Below are 13,335 nucleotides of genomic sequence, written 5' to 3'. Positions count from 1 at the left end.
CGCGCGGGGGCCATTGAAAGGTTGCTTACGACCCAGTCTCAGACAACGGGAGCGTCGGCGCTGAGTTAACCCGATGGAAAGTCATAGGTAACGAGAAGGGCCCGCTAGTGCGGGCCCTTTGCAGTAATCGATGCACAAGAGGCTCTATGCGAGCAAGCTTGCCACTTTGCCCAGCGTGGGCTCGAAGGAGACGCCGCGCACCTCAAAGTCAGGCTGCTCGCGGGTGACGCGCATTGCGTCGCGAACAAGCTCGCCTGCGAAGTCGACGGCGTCGTGGAGGCTGCGGCCGGTGTAGATGGCGGCGCATAGAGCGCTCGCGAACAGGTCTCCGGTGCCATGCAACATATACGGAAGCAGCTCGCTTTGCACCTCTTCGATCTTGCCGCCGTCCTGAGCGCTTGCCAGGTAGTTGCGGATAATGCCTTCACCCTCATGGACTACGCCCTTGATGACCACGCTCTTTGCACCCATCTCAAGCAGGGCGTCGACGTTTTTCTGAATAAACGCCTCGTCGACATCCTGACCCTGATAGGGAATACCGGTAAGAATGGAGGCCTCGGTAAGGTTGGGCGTCAGCACATCGGCGCCGTCGACTAGGCCCGCCATGGCTTCGCAGAGTTCGTCGGTGTACGTGGGGTACTTGACGCCGCCGTCGCCCATGACCGGGTCGACAATGCGCAGGGCGCCTGGATATTCCTTGTACAGGCGCTGAATCACCGCAACCTGATCGGCGGAGCCCAAAAAGCCGGAGTACACGCCGTCAAGGTCGATGCCCTCCTGCTTCCAAGCGTCCAGATAGTCGTTGAGGATTTCCGTGGTGTCATGCATGTAGAACACGGAAAACTTGGTGTGCGCGGAGAACAGGGCCGTTGGGACGGGGCACACATCGATGCCTGCGGCCGAAAGCACGGGAATGGCAACGCCAAGAGAGCATTTGCCATAGCCGCACATGTCGTGCACAGCGGCAACGCGCGGAATGTAGCTTCCGCTTCGCGTATACAGGATTGCAGATGTGGAGCTGGGAGTGGATTGAGACATAATCATGCCTTCTTTCTTTTCCGCGGACTTATGGACCAGCGTACAAAGCGACAAGATAGCACGATTGAGAAAAAAAGAAACCGTTTCACCCGACTGAAACAAAACGCAGCCGCCTGTCATGGATTTTGTATAGATCGTATCGATGGACGGCGGGTGCGCGGACGCGTCGCAAGCGTCGTTGCGTTTGGTGATACGTATAAATGTTTCAGATATATATCAAAATTTGGATAATCTTACATGTCCTCTCTTTTGGACGAGAAAAGATTTAAAATACCCCAGACCTTATAGGCCTTTAAGCCGGTACAGAGAGACCGAAAAGGAGTGGAAATGAGGGTGAACAACGCTTCCGCGGCGGCAGAATCTGCCACCCCGCTTGCCCAGCGTATGCTCGCGTCGACGAGCAAGGGAGAGTCCGTCCCCGCCGTTCTCATGCTCGAGGACGGTACCGTCTTTTATGGACGAGGCAGCGGTGCCAAGGGTTCCGCGGTGGGCGAGGTGTGCTTCAATACATCGCTCGAGGGTTACTTCGAGGTATTGACAGACCCTTCCTACGCCGGTCAGATTATCACCATGACCTATCCCCAAATTGGTAACTACGGCATTGATTTGGACGATGCCCAGCTTTCGTGCGCTCCCGGCGCGTCTTCTCGCCCCGCGTTGCGCGGTATGGTGGTTCGCGACATGTGCCACACGCCGTCCAACTGGCGCTCTTCCGTAAGCGTGCCGGATTACCTCAAGCAGCACAACATCGTTGCCATCGAGGGCATCGATACGCGCGCGCTGGTGCGCCACCTGCGCGATAACGGCTCTCAAAAGGGCATTGTTTCTACAGAGACCCTTGATTTGGACGAGCTCCGCGCGCAGCTAGACGAGGCACCCGGCCTGGTTGGCCAGAACTTTGTAGAGAGCGTAAGCTGCAACGGTACCTACGGCTTCGGCGTCGCCAACCTGCCCGCGGCCCACTCTTTCGCAGACGCTCCCGCCCCGGCTTCCCGCCATCGCGTGGTCGCCTACGACTGCGGCATCAAGCGCGGCATTCTTGAGGGCTTGGCGCGTGCCGGCTGCGACCTCACTGTGGTTCCGTGGGACACCCCGGCTGAGGACGTGCTCGCCCAAAACCCGGACGGCGTCTTTCTTTCCAACGGCCCCGGCGACCCCGATGCGGTCGAGGGCACTTACACGCAAGTAAAGAAGCTGCTTGGCAAGGTGCCGGTGTTCGGCATTTGCCTGGGCCACCAAATGATTAGCCTGGCTTGCGGCGCCCAGATCGAAAAGCTCAAGTTTGGTCACCGCGGCGGCAACCAGCCCGTTATGAACCTGGTGAGCGGTCGCGTTGAGATCACCGCGCAAAACCACGGCTTTGGCCTGGTATGGGATAGCCTGGGCGAAATAGTGCCGGAGCTTTCCGATGGCTATGATCAGCATCCGGCAGACGGCGATCTGCGCTTCTGGGTCCGCGCCGGCGTGGCTCCCGTGGTGCGCAACGAGCAATTTGGCCTCATTCGCCTTACGCATGTGAACCTTAATGACGGAACGGCGGAGGGCATCCAGTTGCTGGACGTCCCGGCGTTCTGCGTGCAGTATCATCCCGAGGCCGCACCCGGACCCACCGATGCCCACTACCTGTTCACCGCGTTCGCCCACCTTATGGATGGCGATCAGGATTACCTGAATATCGATATCGCTGCCGACCGCCTCGCTGGTTGGAACTTCGCCGAGGAGGTCTCCCATGCCTAAACGTACCGACATCAAGCGCATCCTGGTCATCGGCTCCGGCCCCATCGTCATCGGCCAGGCATGCGAGTTCGACTACTCCGGCGCTCAGGCATGCAAGGTGCTCAAAGAGGAGGGCTACGAGGTCATCCTCGTCAACTCCAACCCCGCCACCATCATGACCGACCCCGGTTTGGCGGACCGCACCTATGTTGAACCCATCACCCCGGAGTTTATCGAGCGCGTCATCGAGCGCGAGCACCCGGACGCCCTGCTGCCCACGCTGGGCGGTCAAACCGGCCTTAACGCTGCCGTCGACCTGGCGAAATCCGGTGCGCTCGAGCGCCACGGCGTCGAGATGATCGGCTGCGACCTTGCCGCTATCGAGCGCGGCGAGGACCGCAAGCTTTTCAACGAGGCTATGGACGAGATTGGTCTGGAGGTCGCTCGTTCCGGCTATGCTTATTCGGTCGAGGATGCGCTGGCCATCGTCGAGCGCGTCGGTTACCCCTGTGTGCTGCGCCCCAGCTTCACTCTGGGCGGCGCCGGCGGCGGTATCGCGCATGATGAGGCAGAGCTCATTGAGATCGTGAGCCAGGGCCTGGAACTCTCTCCTGCGGGCGAGGTGTTGGTCGAGGAATCCATCATCGGCTGGAAAGAGTACGAGATGGAGGTCATGCGCGATCACGCCGGCAACGGCATCATCGTGTGCTCCATCGAGAACCTGGACCCCATGGGCGTGCATACCGGCGACTCCATCACCGTCGCTCCCGCGCAGACCCTTTCGGACCTTGAGTACCAGCGCATGCGCGTCGCATCGCTCGCTATCCTGGAGAAGGTCGGCGTCGAGACCGGCGGTTCCAACGTTCAGTTTGCCGTCAACCCTGAAAACGGCCGTCTCATCGTCATCGAGATGAATCCCCGCGTAAGCCGCAGTTCCGCGCTTGCCTCCAAGGCCACTGGCTTCCCCATCGCCAAGGCCGCCGCGCGCCTGGCCGTGGGTTATTCGCTGGACGAGATCGTCAACGATATCACCCGTGCCACCCCGGCTTGCTTCGAGCCCTCCATCGATTACTGCGTGGTCAAGGTTCCACGTTTTGCCTTTGAGAAGTTCAAGGGCACCGATACCACGTTGACCACCCGCATGAAGGCGGTTGGCGAGGTCATGGCTATCGGCCGTACCTTCGAGGAGTCCTTTGGCAAGGCCATGCGCTCGCTTGAGGACGGGCACGTGGGCCTTCTTTCCTCTGGTCGCGATGATCTTTCTGCTGTGGTGGACGAGGAGATCGAGCAGGGCGCCGCAACCCCTACCGAGCACCGCATCTTCTACGTGGCCGAGGCGCTCCGCCGCGGTTGGACCACGGAACGCGTGCATGGCATCACCGGCATCGACCCGTGGTTTATCGACCGCATCGCCGACATGATGGCCGTGCGCGAGCAGATCCGCGGCCTTCGCGTAGAGGACATCGATGCCGACTCCATGCGCCTGCTCAAGCAGTACGGCACGTCCGATGCGGAAATCGCCATGCTCACCGGCAGCGATGAGCGCTTTGTTCGCGCGTACCGCAAGGGGCAGGGCGTAGTGCCTAGCATGAAGACCGTCGATACCTGCGCGGCGGAGTTTTCCAGCGCTACCCAGTACCACTACAAAACCTATGAGAACCTGGTCCGCCCCGGTATGGATGCCAAGAAGGGCGTTGCCGCTGACGAGGTAGCTCCCTGCGACAAGCCCAAGGCGATGATTCTGGGCGCCGGTCCCAACCGCATTGGTCAGGGCATCGAGTTCGATTACTGCTGCGTGCACGCGAGCTACGCGCTGGCGGCCCAGGGGTATGAGACCATCATGGTCAACTGCAATCCGGAGACCGTCTCCACCGACTATGACACGTCTGATCGCTTGTACTTCGAGCCGCTCACCTACGAGGACGTTATGGACGTCATCGACGTGGAGCGCCCGGACGGCGTGGTGGTGACCCTGGGCGGACAGACGCCGCTCAAGCTTGCCCGCCTGCTGGTCGAGTCCGGCGTCAGGGTAATGGGGACCCAGCCCGACGCCATCGATTTGGCCGAGGATCGCGAGCGCTTTAGCGCCGTGCTGGATAACTTGGGCATCATGTATCCGCCTGCGGGCATGGCGACCTCGTTTGAGGAGGCGGAGCAGGTCGCGGCGCGCATTGGTTACCCGCTGCTGGTGCGTCCCAGCTACGTGCTGGGCGGCCGCGGCATGATGATCGCCTACGATTCGACCCATCTGCGCGAGTACATGGCAGAGGCCACGCGCATCTCGCCTGACTATCCGGTCTACCTGGATCGCTTCTTGGAAGGTGCCATCGAATCCGACGTCGACGCCCTGTGCGACGGCGAAGAGGTCTACATCGGCGGTATTCTGGAGCACATCGAGGAGGCCGGCATCCACTCCGGCGACTCGGCTACGTGCATCCCTCCCTTCTCGTTCTCCCGCTCCCTTCAGGACAAGCTGCGCGACACCACGCGCCGCATCGCCCTCGCCCTGGGCGTGCGCGGCCTGGTGAACGTGCAGTACGCCATCAAGGGCGAGACCGTCTACGTTATCGAGGCCAATCCCCGTGCCAGCCGCACGGTGCCCTTTATCTCCAAGGCTACCGGCGTGCCGCTGGCCAAGGCCGCCGCGCGCATTATGGCGGGCGAGAAGATCGCAGATCTCAACCTGCCGTCTGATGAGCGCGACATGGACTGGTTCTGCATGAAGGAAGCCGTCATGCCCTGGGGCCGTTTCCCCGGCGCCGAGGTCGTGCTCGGCCCGGAGATGAAGTCCACGGGCGAGGTCATGGGTATCTCTCGCAGCTACCCGCAGGCATATGCCAAGACGCAGCTCGCTATCGACTACCGCCTGCCCACGCCAAAGGACGGTAAGGTCTTTATCTCCGTATGCGACCGCGACAAGCGCCACATCCTGTCCATGGCTCGTATCCTGCACTATCTGGGCTTCAAGATCTGCTCCACGGAGGGTACGGCTCGCGTGCTTCGCGGCGGAAACGTCCGTTGCGAGGTTGTCGAGAAGATCAGCGGTGCTCATCCCAACGTGGGCGACATGGTCGCCAACGGCAAGATCGCGTTCATGATCAACATCCCTTACGGACCCGGCTCGCGCGGCGATGGCTATTTGCTGCGCACCGAGGCGGTTCGCCGCGGCGTCACCTGCGTGACCGCGCTTTCCGCCGCCAATGCCTTCGTCGCCGCGCTCGAGGCTGATCGCGAGAGCCGTCTGGGCGAGGTCGAGGACGACGGCATGAACGTCATCGCGCTACAGGATTTGCCCCAGCACGAACTGTAAAGTACCTCAAGATCCACAAGTGTTTTCAAAGGTCCAGTCCCGGTTTTGGGATTGGGCCTTTTTTCGCGGACTGCGAAGCGTCATACGGGTGCTTGGGCACTGAGTATGTGCTACTGGTTTGTCGTTTAAAAACTTTTGCTCTAAAAAAAAGAGTAGGCAGTCATCCTGTCATGCGATGGCGGGACGATTTCTCTATTGGGCGCCCGGAGCAAACTGCATGTTTTTATTCAGCGCTAGGATGATTGTATTTTCGCGTCTTATCCGTAAAAACCATCCATAGTGCCTCTACCTGCGTGAATTGTGAGATTGATATCATACTAAACCAATTGGTATTGATAAAAGCAACCTCATGGTATGCATAATAGGGAACCAGTACGATGGCTGCCCATCACGTATGCCGCTCGCAGAAATATGTATACCTCTTACGGATGCACGATAAATAACACATGTCCAAAACAATACTATCCTCTGGCTTTCTCTTTGCTTTAGCGCAATGGATTGCATACCTCTTATCGCTTGGAAACAGGCGCCCAAATCATGTCGCCAATCAGGGCGCAACGTCAGGAAGGAGCCCGACGGGTGAGAAGTAGATGGTATCTCAGCGGTAGAACATGGGGTAGCGCGCTTGCGATTGCGGCAGCGCTTTCCGGGGCGGTAGCCGTTGCACCCCATGTGTATGCGGACAATGCGGCAAAAGCCAGCTTTCAGGGGTCTCTAACCCAGGTGAAGTCAGCGCAGGTTGACTCCAAAAACAAAAACGTGGTCAACATCACGTTCAACAATGACGTTCAGGGAAAGGTCACCTTTCTAGAGGAAGACATCTTCCGCTATAACGTCGATCCTAAAGGTGAGTTCAGCGAGTATGCCGCGCCGCGCAATGAGGCTCACAAGGCCCGTATTCCCCAGCAGCCAGATTCCTCGTCAAATTATAAAAAGCCGCAGGTAACGGTTGAGGATAAGGATGGATCGTTCCTTATCAGCGCGGGGTCGACCACCATTGTGCTGGACAAGGCGACGGCCAAGATGAGCGTTAAGTCCGGCAGCAACGTGGTGATGGCCGAGAAGGAGCCGCTGTCCATTGGTGGTTCTACAACGCAAACCGTTGAGGCCCAAGATGGCGAGATGTTTTTTGGCGGCGGCACGCAGAACGGCCGCTTTACGCACCGCGGTTCGGCGGTGAAGATCTACAACGACGGATGGGTTGATGGCGGCGTTGCTTCACCTAGCCCGTTTTACTGGAGCTCTAAGGGCTATGGCGTGCTGCGCAACACGTTTAGCGACGGCATGTATGATTTTGCCAAGACGGACTCCAAGGCCGTTAGCACCACGCAGAGCGAATCTGAATATGATGCCTACTACTTTGTGGCGGATGCCAAGGGTAACGAGGCTGTGGCGCAAGATCTCTTAGGCGATTACTTTGAAGTGACGGGCAATCCGGTGCTGCTGCCCGAGTATGGTTTCTATCTTGGACACCTTAACGCGTACAATCGCGATGGATGGTCGAGCGAAAAGCAAGACGGCGGTAAAGCCTGGACCACTAAGAACGGAGCTCCTGCAACCGAATCCGGTTCCACCAAGTACGAGTACGGCATGAGCGCCGGCTATGTGGTTCCCGGCAACCTTACGGCCGAGACCCTCAACGGCGCCGGTCCCACCGATGGCGGTGCCAACATGCAGACGCAGAGCTTTAGTGAGGAGTTCTCCGCCCGTCAGGTTATCAAGGACTACGAGGCTGCGGATATGCCCCTTGGATGGTTCCTGCCTAACGACGGATACGGCGCAGGCTACGGCCAGAACGGTTTCAACAAGACCGGTGGTGTGGACGAGCAGGGCAAGAGCTCTGCGGAGCGCATCGCCGCGGTGGACGCCAACGTGGAGAACCTTAAGCAGTTTACGCAGTTCGCCAACAGCCATGGCGTGGCAACCGGCTTGTGGACGCAGTCCTACCTCACCCCGGATTCAAACAACGACACCAAGTGGCACCTGCTGCGCGACTTTGAAAAAGAGGTCAAGACGGGCGGCATATCCACCCTCAAGACCGACGTGGCCTGGGTTGGCCCCGGTTTCTCCATGGCGCTGGACGGGACCAAGACCGCCTACGATACCGCGACCACCGCGGGCGACGTGCGCCCCAACATCGTGACCCTATGCGGTTGGGCCGGCACGCAGCGCTTCGGCGGCATCTGGACCGGCGACCAGACCGGTGGCAACTGGGAGTACATCCGCTTCCACATTCCCACCTACATCGGCCAGTCGCTTTCCGGCAACCCCAACATTGGCTCGGATATGGATGGCATCTTTGGCGGTGCGCCCATTATCGCCACGCGCGACTACCAGTGGAAGACCTTTACCCCCACCATGTTGGACATGGATGGCTGGGGGTCATTCCGCAAATCTCCCATGACGCACGGCGACCCTTATACCGGCATCTCGCGCATGTACCTCAAGCTTAAAAGTCAGCTGATGCCCTATATCTACACCTCTGCAGCATCTGCGGCCAACATCAATACCGGCAACGGCGATACCGGCCTGCCCATGATTCGCGCCATGCTGCTGAGCGATGACAGCGCTTACGCCGCTGGCACGGATACGCAGTACCAGTACACTTTTGGCGACGCGTTCTTGGTGGCGCCCGTGTACAAGGATACCCGCGCGACCGAGTCTGGCGATGACGTGCGCGACAAGATCTATCTGCCCAACTATGGGGACCAGGACAACCCGACCATCTGGATCGACTACTTCACCGGCAAGCAGTACCGCGGCGGCCAGGTGCTCAACAACTTTGACGCGCCCTTGTGGAAGTTGCCGCTCTTTGTGAAGGCCGGCGCAATCGTCCCCATGTACCATCCCAACAACAACCCGCAAGACGTCAGCGAGGCCAATCCCAAGGGTCTGGACAAGACGCAGCGCATCGTTGAGTTTTGGCCTGCTGGTAAGACCGAGTACACGCTGTTTGAGGATGATGGCGAGACTATCAAGAACAATCTGACCGAGGTCGAGGGCTACGGTAAGGTGGCCGAGGTTTCCTACGGCGGTCACGTCTCTACCAAGATCACCTCTGAGGTAAAAGACGGCTCCGCTACGCTGGCCATCGGCAAGTCGGAAGGCAACTATACCGGCTACGATTCCAACCGAACCACCACGGTGGTGGTCAACGTGTCCAAGCTTCCCTCTGGCATCACCTACAACGGCGCCCAGGTGGAGAGGGTGGACGATAAGGCAGCGCTTGATGCGGCGACGGACAAGGCGGTGTGGTGCTACGTTGAGTCGCCTGATCTTAACACCACCACCGAGGACGAGGCTTTTGGCAAGGTTGAGATCAAGGCCACGCCCAAGGTGTACGTGAAGCTGCCCAAGACCGATGTCGCCGCCAGCGAGCAGAAGGTCGTCGTCAAAGGCTTTGAGAACGACGGGCATCTGGACAAGGATCAGGAGAACGCCGGCCTGGCGGCTCCCTCCTTGCAGGTTCCCGAGGATGGCAAGACGCCTACCAGCCTGAAGCTTACGTGGAACAAGGTTGCCGATGCCGCGTCGTACGACATCGAGGTCGACGGCCAGGTGTTCTCCATGGGTGATGCCGAGAGCTACGTGCTGACCGACTTGGAGTACCACTCTCAACACGTCTTCAAGATTCGCTCGCGAAACGCAGAGGGCTATTCAAAGTGGAGCGAAGAGGTGAGCGGCCAGACGCTGGAGGATCCGTGGCGCAACGCGCCCACGCCGCAGGCGACTACCTGGACCGGTGACTACTATGCCGGTATGACCGAGGCGCGCGCCCTTGATCACAACCTTGATGCCGACCACTTCCATTCCTCCGAGGGCGCGTTGGGCAAGACGTTGACGCTCGATTACGGCTCGGCGTTCAAGCTGGACAAGTTCGAGTACTATCCGCGCGAGGACGCGGCCAACGGCACCGTGACCAAGATGCGCGTCGAGACCTCCCTGGACGGTCAGCACTGGACGTCCGAAGAAGTTTCTTGGCGCCAGGACAACAGCGTCAAGACCGTGTCTTTGGCAGGTCGGGCCGCCCGCTACGTGCGCTTGACCCCGCTTGAGAGCGTCGGCGGCTTCTTCTCGGCTCGCGAGCTGGCGGTATACAAGGTCGACGGCTCCGCTCCCTGGGCGGTTGGGTCGAGCACCATGTCCGAGTCCGTTTCCGAGGGCGACTACACCAACATGATGAACTACCTGGCGCTCGACGCTAAGGACAGCGATTTCGCCAAGCAGATCAAGGAGCGCTACGCCGACCTCAACGGCAACGATGCCTACGATGTGTACGATTACTCCTTCACCATGGCGGCGCTCGACGGCGGTACCAAGAAAGAAGGCGCCGTGTCCGGCGATCTGCTGGTTGCTCCGGGCAAGACCCATGTCGCCGCCGGCGAGGAGGTTTCGGTAGACCTGATCGCAAGCGATATGGCAAACGCCAACGCGCTGGGCGCTCTCGTGAGCTTCGACTCGTCCAAATTCGAGTTGGTCGACAACAGCATCACCAAGTCCGCCGATCTGCTCGAGATGGAGAATCTCTCCAAGCTCAACAAGAGTAAGGACACGGTGAACCTGGCGTTTGCCAACCGTGGCGACAAGCCGCTCTTCAACGGTTCCGGCGTGGTGGCCAACTTCAAGCTGCGTGCTAAGGCGGAGACCGATGTCAATCTGGGCGCAATATCCATCGCGGTGGGCCCCGCGGGCGACTTTGTCCGGATCGAGAACACGGGCGAGATCACGTTCCCCGAGAAGCCCACGCAGTCTTCCGGCGAGCTTGGTCAGGATTCGTTCAACATCACCATGACCAACGAAGCCCTGCCCTCCGATTCCGGTGACAACGTGAAGGAGCTGGTGCAGCAGGGTAGCTATGCCGCGCTGTTCAACGGGCAGAACGATCGAGGCTTCGAGCTCAAGTACTACTATGCCGACAAACCCTTCGACGAGCGCGTGGGTCTGCCGGTCAATCTCGGCTTCACGCTCAAGGAGCCTCGAGCACTGAACGAGATCGCACTTACCAACGGAGCTGCCGCGGCAAACGGTTCCATCACCAGCCTCAAGGCCATCGTAACCTTTGAGGACGATACCGTTCAGGAATTCAAGGATGGTGCCTTCTCCTCGCCTGCGGAGGTTTATACCTTCGCTATTTCCGAGGCCAATGCCGCCAAAAAGGTGAAAAGCGTGGTCATCACCCCGTTGACATCCACGGGTAAGGCGACTGGGCTTGAGAGGCCCGACAACCGCATGCTGACCATCGGTGAGATCGACTTCAAGTACACCGACGCCGCTCCCAAGGTGGACGAGGTGAAGCTGGACGATTCCAATGCCAAGGTGTTGTATGAGAACGAGCTGACAAAGGTCGGGGCGACCATACTGCCTGATGTTGGCTACCCGTTCTTCACCGTGGAGAGCGATAAGCCCGACGTCGCAGGCGTGGTGCCTGTTCAGTCCGGCGATTCGGTGACCTGGTATCTGCGCGGCAACGCGCCGGGTACCGCTCGGATTACGGTGAAGTCCGTGCTGGATGAGACCAAGACCGCCAGCTATACCGTGGAGGTCAAGAAGGGCGTGGACGCGTCCGCGCTGGTAGACGCCGTGGAGGCTGGTAAGAAGGTCAAGGCAGACCTATGCGAGGAGCAGAGCTACAAGGCTTTGGACAACGCTGTGAAGGCTGGCGAGTCCATCTTGAAGAAGGAAGGTGCTACCAAGCAGGAGGTGGCAGACGCCGCCAAGGCTATCAACGATGCGTTGGCCGCCCTGGTGTTCCGACCGGTGGACGAGAGCAAGAAGATCGACCTGAAAGCGGACGCCGTCAGTGCATCGAGCTCTGCGTCGGAGTCTCCCGTAGAGGGCGCCGTGGATGGAAATCCCGAAACCTTGTGGCATTCGAGCTATGCCGCCGACGTAACCCTGCCTCAGTTCCTTGTGTTCGATCTTGGCAAGGAGACCTGGGTGAGCGACATCACCTTCCTTCCGCGGCAAGACGTCGGCGTGAACGGCGACATCTTTGAGGCGAAGGTGTATGCGCGCAAGCCGGCCGGGACGCCCGAGGTCCGTACGCTCGATGCCGATACTGCGTCGGGGGACGACGGGTATGCAAAGGTGGGGACCTTCACATTCAAGAACAACGGGTCTGTGCTCGATAAGCGCGACGAGTACAAGCAGATGACGTTCGAACCTGTGAAGACGTCTGCCATCAAGCTGGTGATTACCAAAGCTGGATCTTCTGACCCAGCGGAGCTCAACAAGTATGCGTCGGTGGCAGAGGTGAAGCTGTATGGCGCAGATGAGCCCACCACCGAGACCCCGGATCCCAATCCTCCGGTTGATCCGGATCCCAATCCGCCCGTGGACCCGGACAAGCCCGTCGATCCCGATAAGCCCGTGGACCCGGACAAGCCGGGCAATCCCGATCCGGAGAACCCGGACCCCGACAAGCCCGTTGATCCCGATGTGCCCGGCCAGGGCGGTGACCAGGATTCAAACCAAGGTGGACAGCCTGGCGAGCAGGGAGGACAGACCGGTCAGAGCGGTTCTAACCAGGGCGGTTCTGCAAAGCCCAACGGCAAGCCTTCCGGCGGCGCGCTCGCCCAGACCGGAGACCCCGCATTGATGGTTGCGGTTCCGGTCGCTGCGGGCGGCGGCATCCTTGCAGCTATTGGCGCATGGCTGCGTCGCAAGCGCAAGTAGCCGGTTGTTGATGGCGGTGCTATAACAAGCAGCAAGTAATGAGCAAGGGCGGCGCCTCGGTATCGGGGCGCCGTTTGTTTATGGAGATGGGTGGTGGAGCGATGTCCATGTGAGCTGGTCGCCCTTGTCTGTCGGACGGAACGGATGAGACGATATGAGTTGAACATTGGGAGCCCCTCCCCTTGCAGCTCTATCGTGGGTCGGGCGACAATGGTCGTAGCGCCAACCGTGGCCGCGCGCCACATGCGACGGAGAGGGGCCCGCCATGTCCAATTATGTCACAGCCATCGGTCTCGACGTCCACGCGAGGAGCATCTCCGCATGCGCCTTCGACCCCATGACCGGCGAGGTGTCCCGCGCAAGGTTCGGATACGACCCCGCGTCGGTCGCCGAGTGGGCACTGGGGTTCGAGTCGCCCAAGGCGGTGTACGAGAGCGGCCCGACCGGCTTCCACCTCTGCCGCGCCCTGAGGGCGCTCGGCGTCGACTGCGCCGTAGGCGCCGTCTCCAAGATGCACCGGCCGGCCGCCGACCGCGGGCGCAAGAACGACCGGCGCGACGCCGAGTGGCTCGCCAGGCTCCTCGCCTGCCGCAACG

Annotated in this window: 5 protein-coding genes; 4 read left to right on the top strand and 1 reads right to left on the bottom strand. The window is 60.0% G+C overall.

Features of this window, described 5'->3' with window-relative positions; all coding sequences use genetic code 11:
- Positions 1-144: 144 nt before the first annotated feature.
- The gene (locus tag HMPREF9452_RS09145; RefSeq protein WP_009141857.1) at positions 145-1,038 is read right to left on the bottom strand and encodes a pyridoxamine kinase; all 894 of its coding nucleotides are present in this window, start codon (positions 1,036-1,038) and stop codon (positions 145-147) included.
- Positions 1,039-1,365: 327 nt separating this feature from the next.
- Between HMPREF9452_RS09145 and carA the strand changes: the two genes are divergently transcribed.
- The 4 genes from carA to HMPREF9452_RS12025 all read left to right on the top strand — a co-directional run.
- On the top strand, positions 1,366-2,775 hold the full coding sequence (carA, locus tag HMPREF9452_RS09140) for a glutamine-hydrolyzing carbamoyl-phosphate synthase small subunit (RefSeq protein ID WP_009141856.1): 1,410 nt from the start codon (positions 1,366-1,368) through the stop codon (positions 2,773-2,775).
- Positions 2,768-6,064 carry a carbamoyl-phosphate synthase large subunit gene (gene carB, locus HMPREF9452_RS09135; RefSeq protein ID WP_009141855.1) on the top strand — a complete coding sequence of 1,099 codons (3,297 nt, stop codon included), beginning with the start codon at positions 2,768-2,770 and terminating at the stop codon, positions 6,062-6,064. Before carA ends, carB begins: the two co-directional genes overlap by 8 nt.
- Positions 6,065-6,787: 723 nt before the next feature.
- The gene (locus HMPREF9452_RS09130) at positions 6,788-12,739 is read left to right on the top strand and encodes a discoidin domain-containing protein (protein WP_050797658.1); all 5,952 of its coding nucleotides are present in this window, start codon (positions 6,788-6,790) and stop codon (positions 12,737-12,739) included.
- A gap of 265 nt (positions 12,740-13,004) precedes the next feature.
- Positions 13,005-13,335: IS110 family transposase (locus HMPREF9452_RS12025; protein ID WP_009141853.1), on the top strand; the 331-nt coding region annotated here is incomplete at its 3' end.

Source organism: Collinsella tanakaei YIT 12063 (genome assembly GCF_000225705.1).
Classification (GTDB): domain Bacteria; phylum Actinomycetota; class Coriobacteriia; order Coriobacteriales; family Coriobacteriaceae; genus Collinsella; species Collinsella tanakaei.
The sequence above is the reverse complement of the archived record's forward strand: the minus strand, read 5'-3'. Positions and strand labels throughout refer to the sequence as shown.

Coding starts and splice junctions, on each gene's coding strand:
- carB (WP_009141855.1), top strand. CDS start 2,768: ATGCCTAAACGTACCGACATCAAGCGCATCCTGGTCATCGGCTCCGGC.
- carA (WP_009141856.1), top strand. CDS start 1,366: ATGAGGGTGAACAACGCTTCCGCGGCGGCAGAATCTGCCACCCCGCTT.
- HMPREF9452_RS09145 (WP_009141857.1), bottom strand. CDS start 1,038: ATGTCTCAATCCACTCCCAGCTCCACATCTGCAATCCTGTATACGCGA.